Genomic DNA, 16,556 nt, shown 5'->3' with positions numbered 1-16,556 from the left:
AATAAATAATGATTTTTAAATTAGTAACTATTATGTTGAGTGGAGAAGAAGTATGAAGATAGTATTAGCACCTGATTCTTTTAAAGAAAGTATGACTGCAAAAGAGGCTTGTTTAGCCATGGAAAAGGGAATAAAGAGAGTAATAAATGAAATAGAAATAGTTCATGCCCCCATGGGAGATGGAGGAGAGGGAACTTTAGATGCATTGGTTGATGCTACAAATGGAGAAATTTATTATAAAGATGTTGTTGCTCCATTAGGAAATAAGGTTAGGGCAAGGTTTGGAATTTTAGGAGATAAAAAAACAGCTATAATTGAAATGGCTGAAGCTAGTGGATTACATTTAGTAGATAAAGATAATAGGAGCCCGCTAATAACTACAAGTTTTGGAACAGGAGAATTAATAAAGGAAGCCTTAGATAAAGATGTTGATAGAATACTTATAGGGCTAGGAGGAAGTGCTACTAATGATGCCGGGGTAGGAATGCTTCAAGCCTTAGGAGTTAGATTTAAAGATAAGGAAAACAATGAAGTTTCCTATGGCGGAGGAGAATTAAGAAAAATATCATCTATAGATATTTCTAATTTAGATAAAAGAATATTAAGTACTAAAATAGAAATAGCCTGTGATGTAAAGAATCCTCTTACTGGACCTGAAGGAGCAAGTGAAGTATTTGGTAGGCAAAAGGGTGCAAATGATGAAATTGTAAAAATTCTTGATGAAAATCTAAAACATTTTGCTAATATATCTAGAAAAATAATAGGAAAAGATATAGATAATATACAAGGCGCTGGAGCTGCAGGAGGCTTAGGAGCTGCACTGATAGGGTTTTGTAATGGTGAAGTAAAGCCAGGTATAGATACTGTAATAGAATATTCAAGATTAGAAGATAAGTTAAAAGGTGCAGACTTCGTATTCACAGGTGAAGGAAGTATAGATTTTCAAACTAAGTTTGGGAAAACACCAGCTGGTGTTGCTACTTTAGCTAAGAAATATAATATTCCAGTAATAGCTTTTGCAGGGAAGATTGGCAAGGAAATTAATGAACTTTATTCTCTTGGTATAGATTCCATAGTAGGTATAACTCCAGGAGTAATGGAATTAGATAAGGCCTTAAAAGAAGGAAAAAACAATTTAGCGGTAGCTACAGAAAATATAGTAAGAATAATTGCAATAAAACACAGTATATTATAATGTAGATAAATTTTTAGGAGATTTTTATGATATTTAAGGCTATTATTATACCTACGCCAAAGAGAATAAAAAAATACTTTGAAGAAGCAATGATAGAATTTAACACATCAAGTCTTAAAAAAGAGGAAGACAAGGAATTAAAACATATTAATTTATCAAAAGATAGTTTCAAAAGTTATGGAATATCAATGAAGATATTTTAAAAAATTAGATTTATAGGGTTGTTGTAATGCAGCTCTATTTATTTTTTGCATAAAAAAACCACCTGTTTCCATAGCAGGTGGTTTTAGGGGAGATATAATCTATATGCTAATATAGTTTGGGGGAACTATATTAGTTATTTTCCAGATGCTTCTCAATCAAATTTTGGATTGTAGGGGTACATCTGTAGCCTCTGCACCCACCTGTACAAGCTCCCGTTGCCTTAGAAACTTCTGATACAGTATGAGCTCCGGCTTTGATTGCATCTTTAATTTTGGATCTTGGTATTGCCTTGCAAGTACAAACTTTAGTAAGCTTATCAAGGACTTGTTCGTTTAAGTTATTTTCCATTTATCTTTCCTCCTAATATAAGAATAGATTAAGGAAAATAAAGGGGATAAAAAATAAATTTTTAATATTTATTCTTTATGATTATATTATATGTGGATTGCTATAGAAAGTCAATACTAATTGATAAAAATTATTAATTAGTTTCGACTATCAAGATGGCTAACATTTAGAAATATATTGATATTTTTCTTTAAATTTATTAAAATATTCTCATATATATACTTTTATATTAATTTACTTTGTAGTAGAATAATATATATGTTTCAGTAATTAATGTACATTTTGAGAATTTATATTATTTTAAGTGATAAATAATTATTAAATCAAATTACATTAATCGAAAGCATAGATGACTTTTATAAATAAAAACTATGATTAGGAAAAGTACTTAATTGGATTCTTTAAGAGAGTGGTTGGAAGGTGCAAAACCATAGATAAGATTAGGGAAAATCACCTAGGAGTTTGAGGCTGAAAGGTAAAATGCTTATTAGGTCTTCACGTTAGCTTGCGTTAAAAGATAGAGTATGTTAGTGCTCGAAATTATTAATTTCATTAATATAAGTGAAATTATAACCTTAGGTGGTATAGCGAATAATCTTCGTCCTATTGTGGGCGAAGTTTTTTTATTATATTTAGGAAATATAATAAGGATATAGTGCAAAGAATAAGGGTATTAACATAATAATGAAGTGACCAATATCTTTGAAGTATGAATTATCATATTTTAGTGATTTGGATCTTTCTAAAAAGCATTAAATATTATAATTTATACTTTTTATTTATAAAAATTGTTAAAAACAAATATATATGTTTCAATAAACAATCTACATTTTAAGTGCCTATATTATTTTGAGTGAAAAATAATTTTAAAGTGTAAATTACATTAATTGAAAGCTTATATATTAAATTTATTAATAGGAAAGCAAAGTAGCTTTTAAATGAGTTTAAATCACAAGAAGGGAGTTTAATTATGTACAAAAAGGTTGAATTACCAAAGGGTTTTGTAGGCATGGAAAAAGAAGTAGCTGACCTTTGGAAAGCTAAGAATGTAATTAAGAAGAACTTTGATATGAACCAAGATGGTGAGTATTTTACATTCTATGATGGGCCTCCAACAGCAAATGGAAGACCACACGTAGGACACGTATTAACAAGAGTTATGAAGGATATTATCCCAAGATATAAGGTAATGAAGGGATACAAAGTAATTAGAAAGGCTGGATGGGATACTCATGGACTTCCAGTTGAGCTAGAGATAGAAAAGAAACTTGGAATCTCAGGAAAAGAGCAAATAGAAGAATACGGAGTTGAAAAGTTCGTTAAGGAATGTAAGGACTCAGTATTCACTTATGTTAATATGTGGGAAAAGATGACTGACCAAATTGGATATTGGGTTGATATGGAAAAACCTTATGTTACATATCACAATTCATATATTGAATCTGTTTGGTGGGCATTAAATCAATTATGGGAAAAGGGACTTTTATATAAGGGACATAAGGTAATGCCATACTGTCCAAGATGTGGAACTGGACTTTCTTCTCATGAAGTTTCACAAGGTTATAAGGATGTTAAGGACTTAACTGCTATAGCTAAGTTTAAAGTTGAAGGAGAAGAAAATAAGTATATACTTGCTTGGACAACAACTCCTTGGACTTTACCATCTAACTTAGCATTATGTGTAAACAAGGCTTATGATTATATAGAAGCTAAAGTTGAAGATGAAATTTTAGTTATTGCAAAAGAATTAGCTCCAAAGGTTTTAGGAGAAGATTATGAAGTAGTAAAAGAGTTCAAGGGAACTGAATTACTAGGAACTAAATATGAAAGATTACTTCCATTTGGAAAAGTTGATGGAAAAGCTTTTGAAGTTATTCATGGTGACTACGTAACTTTATCGGATGGTACTGGTATAGTTCATATAGCTCCAGCATATGGTGAAGATGATAGCATTGTTGCTAAGAAAAATGGAATTGGATTTATTAACTTAGTTGATGCTAGTGGTAACTTCGTTCCAGAAGTAACTCCATGGGCAGGAAAGTTCGTTAAGAAATGTGATGAATCAATAGTTAAGTATTTAGAAGAAAATAATAAACTATTTAAAGCTGAAAAGCATACTCACTCATATCCACACTGTTGGAGATGTGACACACCACTTCTTTACTATCCAAGAGAAAGCTGGTTTGTTGAAATGACTAAGCTTAGAGATAAGCTTTTAGAAAATAACGATAAAATTAACTGGTATCCAGATAACATAAGAACAGGTAGATTTGGTAAGTTCTTAGAAAATGTTATTGACTGGGGTATATCAAGAGATAGATACTGGGGTACACCACTTCCAATTTGGGAATGTGAATGCGGACACAGAGAATGTGTAGGAAGTATAGCTGATTTAAAGGAAAAGGGAATTAATGTTCCAGATGATATAGAACTTCATAAACCATATATAGATGGAGTTAAGCTTAAGTGTTCTAAGTGTGGTAAAGAAATGACTAGAACAGCTGAAGTTATTGACTGTTGGTTTGATTCAGGATCAATGCCATTTGCTCAATTGCACTATCCATTTGAAAATAAAGAGTTATTTGAAGAAAACTTTCCAGCTCAATTTATTTCAGAAGCTGTTGACCAAACAAGAGGTTGGTTCTATACATTATTAGCTATTTCAACAGCTATATTTGACAGAAACCCATTTGAAAACTGTATAGTTTTAGGCCACGTATTAGATAAGAAGGGCTTAAAGATGTCAAAATCAAAGGGAAATGTAGTAGATCCATTTGAAGTACTAGACTCACAAGGTGCAGATGCTACAAGATGGCATTTCTACACTGCAAGTGCTCCTTGGCTTCCAACAAGATTCTCTGTTGATGATGTTTCAGAAGCTCAAAGAAAGTTCTTAAGTACTTTATGGAATGTATATTCATTCTACGTGTTATATGCTGAGTTAGATAACTTTAATCCATTAGATTATAAAGATTTTAAATCTGAAAATGTAATGGATAAGTGGATAATGTCTAAGCTTAACACAGTAATAAAAGAAGTTGATGAAAACTTAGCTTCATACCAAATAACTCAAGCTGCTTTAATTATAGAAGATTTTACAGATGAGCTATCAAACTGGTATGTAAGAAGAAATAGAGCAAGATACTGGGCTGAAGATTTAACTGATGACAAGATAGGTGCTTATGTTACACTATATAGAGTATTAACTACTTTAATAAAGGTAGCTGCTCCGTTTGTACCATTTGTAACAGAAGAAATTTACCAAAACTTAGTAGTAGGTTTAGATAATTCAGCAGAAGAAAGTTTACACCTATGTGCATGGCCAGAAGTTTCTGAAGATGCTATAGATAAGAACTTAGAAAAGGAAATGGAATTAGCTTATACAATAGTTAAGCTTGGAAGAAGTGCAAGAAACGGTGCTAACATTAAGAATAGACAGCCACTTTCTAAGATGTTATTATCTACAGATGCTATTCCAGCGTACTATGGAGATATTATAAAAGATGAGCTTAACATAAAGGCAGTAGAATTTGGAGCTGACTTATCACAATATGTTAACTTTGAAATTAAGCCTAACTTACCTGTACTTGGTAGACAATATGGTAAATTAATTCCTGGAATAAGAAAAGAAATAGCAGCAAGAAACCAAATGGAATTAGCTCAAAAACTACAAAGTGGTGGAACTGAAACTATCAATGTTGATGGAACTGAAATAGTATTAAATAGTGAAAGTGTATTAGTTACTATGCAAGGTTTAGAAGGATATGCTTTTGCTGGAGAAGGCCAAATTGGAGTTGTTCTTGATACTACTATTACAGAAGAGTTAAAAGAAGAAGGACAAATAAGAGAAATTATTTCAAAGATCCAAAACATGAGAAAAGAAAAGGGTTTTGAAGTTGCTGATAAGATTAAGCTATTTGTTGCAAATAACGATATGCTACTTGATGTTATCAATAAATATGCAGATGTAATAAAGAGGGAAACATTAACTCAAGAAATTGCAGTAAATGAAGATGCTGATTATACTGAAACTGTTATAAATGGTGAAAAACTAAATATGACAGTAGTTGTAGTTGGCTAGACAGAATTAGTTTAGAAAGTTAGAAGTTTTCAATAGGAGACTTCTAACTTTTTAGTATATATAATTTGAAATAAAATTTATACATTTTATTAAGTTAGTTCATATTTAAAATACTTAAGTTAGGTAATTACACAATCAACTTATATAAAAATTAAAGAAAAATATTGATTATTGTATAAACTGTTTTCAAAGAGTATAATTATTGTTAAAATGAGATAAAGACTATAAAAAAATGGAGTGATGATATATGGCTACTTCAATAAAAGATGTTGCTAGAGAGGCGGGAGTCTCAATTGCTACTGTTTCCAGAGTTTTAAATGACATAGATGTTGTAAATGAGGACACGAAAAAGAAGGTTCTAGAAGCAATTAAGAAGCTTGGATATAGACCTAATATAGTAGCAAGAAGTTTAAAAACTCAAAAGACAAAGACAGTTGGGATATTAGTTCCTGATATTTCAAGTGGATTTTATCCTGAAATAGTTAGAGGAGCTGAGGACGTTGCAAATATTTACGACTACAATGTAATATTATGTAACTCTGATTTTGACATTGAAAAAGAAAAAGAATACTTAAGAGTATTAAAAGAAAAAATGGTTGATGGAGTTATTTATATGAGTTCATCCCTGCAAGAAGAAACATTAGAGATAATAAATGAGCTAAACTTAACTACTGTTTTAGTTGAAACTAAGGATAAAGAAGAAAGCTTACCAAGCGTTACTATAGATAACATAAAAGCTGTAAAAGAGGCTACTGAATACTTATTAAATAAGGGAATGAAAAAAATAGCCTTTGCTGGAGCTAAAAGAGACAATATGAATGCTTGGAGAGATAGATACATAGGCTATGAAAATGCATTAAAAGAAAATGGAATATCTATTGATGAGGATTTAATATATGCTGAAGGTTTAAAAGTTAAGAGTGGATATGAAGCTGTTCAACATTTTGAATCAAGTAAAAAAGATTATGATGCTGTAGTTTGTGCTTCAGATGAAATTGCAATGGGTGTTATAAATGCATTAAGAGATAATGGAAAAAGAGTTCCAGAAGATGTAAGCGTTATAGGATTCAATGATAATATTATGTCTTCAGTATTCTATCCTAAGATAACAACTGTTAAGCAACCAAGTTATGATATGGGATCTGTTGCTATGAGAATGTTAATCAAACTTCTTAACAAGAAAGAAGTAGAAGAATCTCAATTCGTATTAGACTATTTATTAGTTGAAAGAGATAGTTGTAAGAAATAATTTCTGTTTAAATGAAAGAAATGTAAGAAATGTATTTAAGTTATATTTTTTGCATTTCTTTTTTTGATTTCTATTGAAAGGTAATATAAACCATGTTATAATCAAATTATAATTTACAAACGTTTTCAAATTCAACTATGATACGAGAATTTATTGCTTTCGATTAGGATGGGTAACTAATTGAAAAAGGTTATGGTCAAAAAAGCAACTTCATTTTGAAGTTGCTTTTTTATATTAACTCTTACATTTAAATCAAATTTAATTAATAATCATGTATAAGTACTAAAAATTGTTTTTTTAAAACATTAAAAGTTTTTTATTATATTTTCATTATTAATTCTTAATTTTGCATTATGTAACAGCTGATTTTATAATACCGTTATAAATTTTAAATTGTTATGTAGAAGATAATTCTATAGTATTCCTTCAACCTTTAATATGTTTTCTAATTCTTGAACTTTTTCAGTTAAAGTAATAAATTTTTCTTTTAATACGTCTTTAGATAAGTCAGCTTCATCAATAAAATTAACCATATCTTCAACAGTTTTTAGTGCATCATCAATATCTTTTTGAGCTATTTTTAAGTTTTCTTCCTTCATAATTAATCTCCTTTATGTGTTTAAACATAATTATTGTTAGTTATATTTATCCTATCACTAATAAAAGTCATATTCAAGTCATATATTTATAGGAGTAATTGCGAAGAGGTGAGAATTTGATTAATTATATTTGGTTTGTAATGATATTTTTAGGGATTTTAGTTGGATTATTAACAGGTAATGGAGAAGGTATTTCTAAGGCGGTAATTAATTCTGCCGATTCTACAGTTTCATTAATTATTGGATTAGTTGGACTTATGTGCTTTTGGTGTGGAGTAATGAAGGTTGCTGAAAAAAGTGGATTTACTAATAAGCTAGCTAAGCTCCTAAGACCTATATTAAAGCTTATTTTTAAAGAAGCAGCTAAGGATGAAAAAGCACTGGGGGCAATAGTAATGAACATAACTGCTAATATGATGGGGTTAGGTAATGCAGCTACACCTTTTGGGATCAAAGCCATGCAAGAAATGGATCGGTTAAATAAAAATAAAGGAACAGCCTCAAATGATATGACTCTTTTTCTAGTATTAAACTCAGCTTGTATTCAACTAGTTCCTTCGACAGTTATTTCTATTAGAGCAGCTTATAATTCTAATAATCCTGGAATGATTATTTTACCGGCTGTAATAGCTAGCACCTTTGCAGCAGTTACAGGAGTATTACTCTGTAAGCTACTTCAAAGATATTTTTAGGAGGGACTATCTATGTTTGAATATATTACTAAAAGTATAATACCTATTATAATAATTATTATAATTACTTATGGAATGATCAAAGGAAGAAAGGTATATGAGTGGTTTATAGAAGGAGCAAAAGAAGGCCTTAAAGTTTGTATAAATATATTTCCTTATTTATTAGCAATGATAATTGCAGTTAATATTTTTAGAGAAGCTAAGTTATTAGATATATTAAATAATATGATTTCTCCAATTGCTGGTGTTATTGGACTACCTAAAGAGGTAATTCCTTTAGTTCTTATAAAGCCTTTATCAGGAAGTGGAGCAATGGGAATATTAACAGATATTTTAAAGAATTATGGTCCAGATAGTTACATAGGACTAATAGCATCAGTAATTATGGGAACTACAGAAACTATTTTTTATACAGTTACAGTTTATTTTGGAGCTGTACAAATAAAGAAAGTTAGACATACTGTTTGGGCAGCTTTATTGGCAGATATGACTGCTATAATAGTATCTATATTTATTGTTCTTAGATTTTTAATATAGATTAAATAAATGACTTAAAATATTAATAAAAATAAACTGATATGTAATAATTTTGTAACTAGTTCTGAAGATTAATAAGTTATAATGAATATATAAATGAGGGAGGGAAGTGATGAGTTAATGGAATGGAATGACAAATTATTTTTGTCAGATGATGAAATAAAAATTCTTTCAATTTATTTAGCTTACGGAGTAGGCATTGGGGTATTAATTGGGTTGTTTTTAGATAATATACAATTATGCTTTGCATTAGGAGGAGTAATGTCTGTTGTAGTTTCCTTAATTAAGATCTATATAAATAAAATTAGGAAGTCCAACAGAGTTAATATAAACAAATTGTAAATAATATATATTTTATACAAGATAAGCTATATAATAGATAAATATATAGTTTATTTTTTTATTTAGGTGGTGTAGGGATGGCAGGAGATAAATATTATATAGTTAGTGACAAGGTTATTCCAGAGGTATTTAAGAAGGTTCTGGAGGTTAAAGAGAGTTTATTAACAGGAAAATATAAGGATATAAGTGAAGCTACAAAAAATACAGGAATTAGTAGAAGCACTTTTTATAAATATAAGGATTATATTTTTCCTATGGCTGAGGGAATTAACAGTAAGAAAATTACGTTAGTAGTACTTTTATCCCATGAAGCTGGAACACTTTCAAAGGTTTTAGATTGCATAGCCTTTAATAAGGGAAATATATTAACAATAAGTCAGGATATTCCTATAAATATGGCTGCAAACGTTACGATAACAATAGATATAGCTAATATGACGAAGGATATAAAGCATTTAGTTAACACTTTAAGATTATTGCAAAATGTAATAAGTGTTAAGGTTTTGGCTATGGAATAAAAGGACAAGTTAATTTTATTAATATGAAGTGAAGGCATGTTTAATAAAATAAAAATTATTAAATATTAAAATCAAGCCAATGATGCTAAAGTATCATTGGCTTATGTTATAATTATTTCAGTAAGTTATTGGGAAATATATCTGTGCTTTTTGAGGATTATAAAGTTGTATTCTCAAAATGAGTTAACTTATAATGAAAATGATGAAGATTGTTTAGACAAGGAATAGAAAGGTTGAATAATTATGATAAGACCAATTGTAAAGGATGTATTATTTTTAGGACAGAAATCAGAACCTGCAACTAAAGAAGATATAGCAGTTATAGATGATCTAGTAGATACTTTAAGAGCAAACCTAGATGGTTGTGTTGGTATGGCAGCCAATATGATAGGAGTTAAAAAACAAATACTAGTATTTAGTGTAGGTGATATTATAATTCCTATGGTGAATCCAGTTATAGTAAAGAAAGAGAAACGTTATGAAACAGAAGAAAGCTGTTTATCTTTAACTGGATTTAGAAAAACCATGAGATATGAAATAATTGAAGTAGAATATTTTGATAGGCAGTTCAAGAAACATAAACAAACATTTACTGGATTCACAGCACAGATTATTCAACATGAAGTAGATCATTTTGAAGGTATAATAATCTAATATATAAAAGTAATTATATTGAATTTATACTGAGTTTATTAATATGAAAATACTTTTAAGAAAAAGGAGTTATTATGGCTAAAATAAGAAAAATGCTTGGAAAAGCAGATTCACCATATATTATTTCTCTAATGAAGTTAATAGAAACACAAAGCAAAAATACTATTGTAAAATGGTGCAATGAGTATGCAAGGGAGAATATTTTACCTATTTATGAAAAAGATTATCCTGAGGATACTCGTTTAAGGGATTCATTAAATGCAACTAGTGAATGGCTAGATGGGAAAATTAAATTAGCAGAAGCAAAGAAAGTTATAAAGGAAGCTCAAGTAGCAGCAAGAGAAGCAGAAGGAAATTCAGCTGCACAAGCAGCAGCTAGGGCAATTGCTGCAACAACTACAACTATTAATACTGTAACTAGCTCTTTAGGACTTGTATTTTATGGAGCTGCAGCAATAGCATATTCTTCTGTTGGTGTTAATGAGAATGAAGAGGTTTATGAAGAAATCGCTGCAAGAGAATGCAAAAAGATAGAGGAAGCTCTAGAGAAAATTGCTATAATAGATGAGTCTAATCCAGCAAAGATAAATTGGTATTGTTAAATAAAGAGACTTATCTAAAGATACGTAGCATTGAAGCTAGGTATTTTTAGATGTATATAAATAATAAAATTCATTAGTGAAAAGGTTAAATTTATAAGTTTAGAATTAGTTATGTTGAAGCGTATCTGTGGAGAACCAAAATTATTAGTCAAAATAATTAAAAATATAATGTATTAAGTCTTAAAAGAACAGCTGAATTTATTTCAGTTGTTTCTATTTGAATAATTTATATTATGAAGATTTGCATATTCTTTTACAGTATTCTGCTTCATGTCCTTCTAAATGGCTTCTATTTTTGCTTTTCTTAATAAGATCATTAAGGCTTTTCCTAATTCCATTTGTGGCATAGGCAACAAATTTGGTATATTATTTTCTTTCATGTGCCTAAATAATATATATGACTATATAATAAATATTACAGTATGTTAGGGGGATTGGGTAGATGAAACGTGTATGTAGTAAAAGGTCTTATTTAGGTATTTTAAAAAGAAGAAAAAATTATAAAAGATAAATAAGTGAAACCGTTGACAGAATGTTTAGAATGTTTTATAATGTGAATATAAAATTTGGATGGTTATTGTTGAAAGACAAGCTAGACCTATTTGTATGAGTTTATAAGGAGTGTATTTTGTGCAATTGCTTATATCTCTACAGATGGGTCTTTTATTTTTAAATAATTTTAATTTGTAAATCTAAGGAGGAACATTCTATGGGATTTAGTAAAGATTTTTTATGGGGCGGTGCTACAGCTGCTAACCAATTTGAGGGTGGATGGAATTTAGATGGAAAAGGTATAAGTACAAGTGATATGCTGACAGGAGGAACTCACACTACTCCACGTAAAATTACTAGAGAAACTATTGATGGATTAAATTATCCAAGTCATGAAGCTATTGATTTTTATCATAGATATAAAGATGATATTAAGTTATTTGCAGAAATGGGCTTTAAGGTATTTAGAATGTCTATAGCATGGACACGTATATTCCCTAATGGTGATGATAAAGAACCTAATGAAGCAGGATTAAAGTTTTATGATGATGTTTTTGATGAATTAAAAAAATATAATATAGAGCCATTAGTTACTATTTCACATTATGAGATGCCTTTTAATTTAACTAAAAAATATAATGGATGGGCTTCAAGAGATGTAATAGATATTTTTGTTAACTACTGTAACGTAATATTTAATAGATATAAGGATAAAGTTAAATACTGGCTTACATTTAATGAAATTAATTGTGGTACAAAGCCAGTAGGAGGATATCTTAGTCTTGGTATTTTAAATGAAGGCACAGAAGATTTATTACACCAAAATGATAACAAGCAGATTCGTTTTCAAGCACTTCACCATCAATTTGTAGCAAGTGCAAAAGCAGTAAAGCTTGGTCATAGTATTAATAAGGATTTTAAAATAGGCTGTATGATTGCTTATATGACAAAATATCCTTATACATGTAATCCGGATGATATATTACTTACACAGAAGATGGATCAAGTGGCAAATGATCTTTGTGGAGATGTACATGTTAGAGGTGAATATCCTTTCTTTGCTAAGAGATATTTTGAAGAAAATAATATTGTTCTAGATATAACTGAAGAAGATAAGAAGATTTTAAAAGAAGGAACAGTAGATTATTATACATTCAGTTATTATATGAGTAACTGTGAATCATCAGAGGGTGGAAAAGACAAAGTTTCAGGAAATTTAGTTAGTGGAATTAAAAACCCATATCTTAAAGCAAGTGATTGGGGATGGCAGATTGATCCTAAAGGATTAAGATATGTTTTAAATAAGTTGTATGGAAGGTACAATATACCTCTTATGGTAGTTGAAAATGGTCTTGGTGCTTTTGATAAAGTTGAAGAAGACGGTTCAATTAATGATGATTATCGTATTGAATATTTAAAGGATCATATAATTCAAATGAAGGAAGCCGTTAAAGATGGCGTAGACTTAATTGGATATACTCCTTGGGGATGTATTGATCTTGTAAGTGCAAGTACTGGTGAAATGGAGAAGAGATATGGCTTTATTTATGTAGATAAGGATAATACTGGAAAAGGTACATTAGACAGAAAGAAGAAAAAATCATTTGAATGGTACAAAAATGTAATAAAAACTAATGGAGAAGAACTATAACTTACTTAATATTAAATTCTATTATATTTTAAAAGCTGATTCAAAAATGAAGAATAAATTATAGTCATGCAAAACAAAATCGAGTTTTTAAAGCTTTTTATGAAAGCATATAAAGTTTAAAAAAAAGTATTGACAAGTTATCATAAAAAAAGTATGATGAAATTGAAAATAAACGGTTACATTAACTTGGGATTGTTACTGATTCGATCAGGCTATACCTTAATTAAGTAGAAGAAATATGATATTTATTTCTTTTAATTAATTAAGGTTTTTATTTTTTAATATAGTCAAGTATAGAATGGAGTATGAGGTGATGTGCATTGAAGATAGATAAAATTTTTAACAACAATGCAGTTATAGTTAAAGAAGACAATGGACGAGATTCTGTTATCATTGGATGTGGACTTGCGTTTAGAAAAAAAGTTGGCGATGAAGTAGATGAATCATTAATAGAAAAAACTTTTATTTTAAAGGAAAAGGATACTTTAGAAAAGTTTAAAATGATTTTAGAACACATACCTACAGAACAAATATCATTGTGCTATGATATTGTGGAATATGCTAAGAACATGTTAAACTGTGAACTTAATGATTATATTTATGTAACATTAACTGATCATATAAGTTATACATTAAAATTATTTGATGAAGGAATAGAAAGACCAAATATATTGATTTGGGAAATAAAGAAGTTTTATCCTAAAGAATATAATATTGGATTAAAAGCTTTAGAGTTTATTGAAAGTGAATTTGGTAAAAAGATTAATGAAGAAGAAGCCGGAAATATTGCACTTCACTTGATAACAGCTCAGATTAATGGAAAAAGCGATAAAACTGATATTGCTTATAGTATGACCAAAAAGATTCAGGATATACTAAATATTGTGAAATATACATTTGATATTGAATTAGATGAACAATCTTTAAACTATGAAAGGTTTATTACTCATTTAAGATTTTTCTTTAAAAGGCTTAATAATAAAACACAGTATAGAAATGAAAATGAAGACTTTCTTTTAGCTCAAGTAAAGGAAAAATATAAAGATGCTTATAAATGTATGCTTAAGATAGAAAAATATTTAAATATAGAGTTAAGTCATGAAGAACAGCTTTATTTGACACTTCATATTAAGCGTATTGTTAATAGATAATATAGAAATAATTAAATATTTAGGATTGTTACTGTTGAATCAGGCAAGACCATAGGTTTGAAAATACAAAAGTAATTTAAGTATTATTAAACTTTAGGTCTTGCTTTTTTATATATAAGATTATGATTAATTTAAAAGGAGCGATTGCTTATGAAATACGAAAATCTTGCAAAAGAAATAATTAAAAATGTTGGAGGCAAAGAAAACGTTAGCAGTTTAACTCATTGTATAACTAGATTACGTTTTAAGTTAAAAGATGAAAAAAAGGCCAACACAGATGTATTGAAAAATATGGATGGTGTAGTTACAGTTGTTCAAAGTGCTGGACAGTATCAAGTAGTTATAGGAAATCATGTTCCAGATGTTTATGCAGATGTAGTTGCAGTTGCAGGACTTTCTGAAGGTTCAGGAAATAATTCTTCAGAAAAGATGAAGACTTTCGATAAATTAATTGATATTATATCAGGAGTTTTTCAACCAGTACTTGGAGTATTAGCTGCAACTGGTATGATTAAAGGATTTTTATCAATGTTTGTTGCTTTGGGATGGTTAAGTCCTGAAAGTGGTGCTTACACTATACTACAAACAATTGGAGACAGCTTATTTTATTTCTTTCCAATATTCTTAGGATTTACAACAGCTAAGAAGTTTAATGTAAATCAATTTGTAGCTATGGCAATAGGTGCATCTCTTGTTCATCCTACAATAACAGGTATTGCAGGTAAGACAATTGAATTCTTTGGTATTCCAGTTATAATGCCTTCAGGTGGTTATACTTCAACTGTTATTCCAGTTATAATTTCAATTGTATTTGCATCTTATGTTGAAAAGTTATTTAAGAAAATTGTTCCGGATATTGTTAAAACTTTTATTGTTCCAATGTTAACTTTAATAGTAGTAGTTCCTGTTACTTTTTTAGCTATAGGACCAGTAACATCATATGCTAGTGAAATGTTAGGAAATATAACATTAGCAATTTATAATTTAAACTCAACTATAGCAGGTTTATTTATCGGTGGATTCTATCAAATATTTATTATGTTTGGTTTACATTGGGGATTAGTTCCAATAGCAATGAACAATTTCTCAGTTTTAGGATACGACCCAATTGTAGCTACTTCAGTTGCAATATGTTTTGCACAAACAGGTGTAGTTTTAGCAATAGCATTAAAAGCAAAAAATAAGAAATTAAAATCATTATGTGTTCCATCAATCATTTCAGGATTCTTTGGTGTTACTGAACCAGCAATTTATGGTATTACATTACCAAGAAAAAAACCATTTATAGTAAGCTGTATAATAGGCGCAGTTACAGGAGGTATCCTTGGTTTCTTTGAATCTAAAAAATATACGCCAGGTGGTTTAGGAATATTTGTTTTACCGAATTTTATAGGACCAAATGGACCTGACAAGGGATTTTATGGAGTTATTATAGCAATGGCAGCAGGTTTAATTTTAGGATTTTTAGCAATGTTATTTATAAAATTAGATCCAAAGGATATGGAAGATGATAATTCTAATACAGATGGTTCACAAAATAGTGAAGATACATTAGTTAAACAAGAAGTTATTTCAAGCCCATTAAAAGGAGAATTAACAGAGTTAAAAAATGTTGAAGATGAAGCTTTTGCTTGTGGTGCATTAGGTAAAGGTATAGCGATAATGCCAACAGAGGGGAAAGTTGTAGCTCCAGCAGATGGAATACTTACAACACTATTTCCAACAGGACACGCTATGGGAATTACAACTAATAATGGAGCAGAAATATTAATACATATTGGTATGGATACTGTAAAATTAGAAGGAAAACACTTCACATTAAAAGCTAAACAAGGAGACATAATTAAAAAAGGACAGACTTTAGTAGAGTTTGATATTAAAGCAATTGAAAAAGAAGGATATTCTTTAATCACACCAGTAATCATAACAAACTCAGATAATTATTTAGATGTTGTAGAAATCGATAAAAAACAAATAGATTTTAAAGAAGATTTATTAACAGTAGTAATATAGTTTAGTTTATAAAAATTATTGATTGTAGATATTATGAGTAGTTATAAATATTACTCATAATATCTGGCATGAAATTAAATTTTAGTTATTAGTGAGAATATAGATGTAATTAAAATATATTATTAACACAGGTATTTGCAAGTAATAACACCTTAAAGTTACAGTATGAAGAATGTAACTTTAAGGTGTTATTTTTTTATTCTTTAGGAGATTATATTTTTAAAAACT

General features: G+C 29.1%; 15 protein-coding genes and 1 other annotated feature. Of the genes, 13 read left to right on the top strand and 2 right to left on the bottom strand.

Translation table 11 applies throughout. From position 1 onward, the window contains the following. Positions 1-52: 52 nt before the first annotated feature. Positions 53-1,195, top strand: coding sequence for a glycerate kinase (locus tag E5347_RS14370; protein ID WP_136007928.1), 1,143 nt, complete (start codon positions 53-55; stop codon positions 1,193-1,195). Between the two features lie 26 nt (positions 1,196-1,221). Beyond that, positions 1,222-1,398, top strand: a complete 177-nt coding sequence (locus E5347_RS16960) for a hypothetical protein (RefSeq protein ID WP_168354979.1) — start codon at positions 1,222-1,224, stop codon at positions 1,396-1,398. 130 nt (positions 1,399-1,528) lie between these two features. Here E5347_RS16960 and E5347_RS14365 read toward each other — a convergent pair whose 3' ends face one another. Then, a complete protein-coding gene (locus tag E5347_RS14365; protein ID WP_136007927.1) occupies positions 1,529-1,747 on the bottom strand; it encodes a (2Fe-2S)-binding protein in 219 nt (72 codons plus the stop codon). A gap of 362 nt (positions 1,748-2,109) precedes the next feature. Beyond that, positions 2,110-2,356, top strand: a binding site (T-box leader). A gap of 361 nt (positions 2,357-2,717) precedes the next feature. Here E5347_RS14365 and ileS point away from each other — a divergent pair. Beyond that, positions 2,718-5,828, top strand: coding sequence for an isoleucine--tRNA ligase (ileS, locus tag E5347_RS14360; RefSeq protein WP_136007926.1), 3,111 nt, complete (start codon positions 2,718-2,720; stop codon positions 5,826-5,828). 247 nt (positions 5,829-6,075) lie between these two features. Next, complete coding sequence (locus E5347_RS14355) at positions 6,076-7,077, top strand: LacI family DNA-binding transcriptional regulator (protein WP_136007925.1); 1,002 nt, start codon at positions 6,076-6,078, stop codon at positions 7,075-7,077. 413 nt (positions 7,078-7,490) lie between these two features. Here E5347_RS14355 and E5347_RS14350 read toward each other — a convergent pair whose 3' ends face one another. Further along, complete coding sequence (locus E5347_RS14350; RefSeq protein ID WP_136007924.1) at positions 7,491-7,676, bottom strand: hypothetical protein; 186 nt, start codon at positions 7,674-7,676, stop codon at positions 7,491-7,493. Positions 7,677-7,792: 116 nt separating this feature from the next. Here E5347_RS14350 and E5347_RS14345 point away from each other — a divergent pair, with 116 nt between their 5' ends. The 9 genes from E5347_RS14345 (at position 7,793) to E5347_RS14300 (ending at position 16,328) form a co-directional block, all read left to right on the top strand. Beyond that, on the top strand, positions 7,793-8,368 hold the full coding sequence (locus tag E5347_RS14345; protein WP_136007923.1) for a nucleoside recognition domain-containing protein: 576 nt from the start codon (positions 7,793-7,795) through the stop codon (positions 8,366-8,368). Positions 8,369-8,380: 12 nt separating this feature from the next. After that, on the top strand, positions 8,381-8,905 hold the full coding sequence (locus E5347_RS14340) for a spore maturation protein (protein WP_136007922.1): 525 nt from the start codon (positions 8,381-8,383) through the stop codon (positions 8,903-8,905). A gap of 120 nt (positions 8,906-9,025) precedes the next feature. Next, entirely contained in the window at positions 9,026-9,247 is a 222-nt protein-coding gene (locus E5347_RS14335; protein WP_136007921.1) for a hypothetical protein, read from the top strand. A gap of 77 nt (positions 9,248-9,324) precedes the next feature. Continuing rightward, positions 9,325-9,765 (top strand): ACT domain-containing protein, encoded by a 441-nt coding sequence (locus E5347_RS14330; RefSeq protein WP_136007920.1) that lies wholly within the window; start codon positions 9,325-9,327, stop codon positions 9,763-9,765. Positions 9,766-10,008: 243 nt separating this feature from the next. Then, positions 10,009-10,419, top strand: a complete 411-nt coding sequence (locus E5347_RS14325) for a peptide deformylase (protein ID WP_136007919.1) — start codon at positions 10,009-10,011, stop codon at positions 10,417-10,419. Between the two features lie 74 nt (positions 10,420-10,493). Then, complete coding sequence (locus E5347_RS14320) at positions 10,494-11,021, top strand: putative immunity protein (protein ID WP_136007918.1); 528 nt, start codon at positions 10,494-10,496, stop codon at positions 11,019-11,021. 709 nt (positions 11,022-11,730) lie between these two features. Continuing rightward, positions 11,731-13,164, top strand: coding sequence for a 6-phospho-beta-glucosidase (locus tag E5347_RS14310; RefSeq protein WP_136007917.1), 1,434 nt, complete (start codon positions 11,731-11,733; stop codon positions 13,162-13,164). Positions 13,165-13,484: 320 nt separating this feature from the next. Then, positions 13,485-14,315: a BglG family transcription antiterminator LicT gene (gene licT / locus E5347_RS14305; protein ID WP_136007916.1), complete on the top strand. Its 831-nt coding sequence runs from the start codon at positions 13,485-13,487 to the stop codon at positions 14,313-14,315. A gap of 150 nt (positions 14,316-14,465) precedes the next feature. Continuing rightward, entirely contained in the window at positions 14,466-16,328 is a 1,863-nt protein-coding gene (locus E5347_RS14300) for a beta-glucoside-specific PTS transporter subunit IIABC (RefSeq protein ID WP_136007915.1), read from the top strand. Positions 16,329-16,556: the final 228 nt, after the last annotated feature.

Origin of the sequence: Clostridium sartagoforme, assembly GCF_004794105.1 — a bacterium.
Classification (GTDB): domain Bacteria; phylum Bacillota; class Clostridia; order Clostridiales; family Clostridiaceae; genus Clostridium; species Clostridium sartagoforme_B.
This window is presented reverse-complemented; position numbering and strand designations above follow the sequence as displayed.

Excerpts from the sequence above, each read along its gene's own strand:
- E5347_RS14365 (WP_136007927.1), bottom strand. The coding sequence starts at position 1,747 with ATGGAAAATAACTTAAACGAACAAGTCCTTGATAAGCTTACTAAAGTT.
- E5347_RS14320 (WP_136007918.1), top strand. The coding sequence starts at position 10,494 with ATGGCTAAAATAAGAAAAATGCTTGGAAAAGCAGATTCACCATATATT.
- E5347_RS16960 (WP_168354979.1), top strand. The coding sequence starts at position 1,222 with ATGATATTTAAGGCTATTATTATACCTACGCCAAAGAGAATAAAAAAA.
- E5347_RS14355 (WP_136007925.1), top strand. The coding sequence starts at position 6,076 with ATGGCTACTTCAATAAAAGATGTTGCTAGAGAGGCGGGAGTCTCAATT.
- E5347_RS14325 (WP_136007919.1), top strand. The coding sequence starts at position 10,009 with ATGATAAGACCAATTGTAAAGGATGTATTATTTTTAGGACAGAAATCA.
- E5347_RS14370 (WP_136007928.1), top strand. The coding sequence starts at position 53 with ATGAAGATAGTATTAGCACCTGATTCTTTTAAAGAAAGTATGACTGCA.
- E5347_RS14340 (WP_136007922.1), top strand. The coding sequence starts at position 8,381 with ATGTTTGAATATATTACTAAAAGTATAATACCTATTATAATAATTATT.
- E5347_RS14350 (WP_136007924.1), bottom strand. The coding sequence starts at position 7,676 with ATGAAGGAAGAAAACTTAAAAATAGCTCAAAAAGATATTGATGATGCA.
- E5347_RS14310 (WP_136007917.1), top strand. The coding sequence starts at position 11,731 with ATGGGATTTAGTAAAGATTTTTTATGGGGCGGTGCTACAGCTGCTAAC.
- ileS (WP_136007926.1), top strand. The coding sequence starts at position 2,718 with ATGTACAAAAAGGTTGAATTACCAAAGGGTTTTGTAGGCATGGAAAAA.
- E5347_RS14330 (WP_136007920.1), top strand. The coding sequence starts at position 9,325 with ATGGCAGGAGATAAATATTATATAGTTAGTGACAAGGTTATTCCAGAG.
- E5347_RS14300 (WP_136007915.1), top strand. The coding sequence starts at position 14,466 with ATGAAATACGAAAATCTTGCAAAAGAAATAATTAAAAATGTTGGAGGC.
- E5347_RS14335 (WP_136007921.1), top strand. The coding sequence starts at position 9,026 with ATGGAATGGAATGACAAATTATTTTTGTCAGATGATGAAATAAAAATT.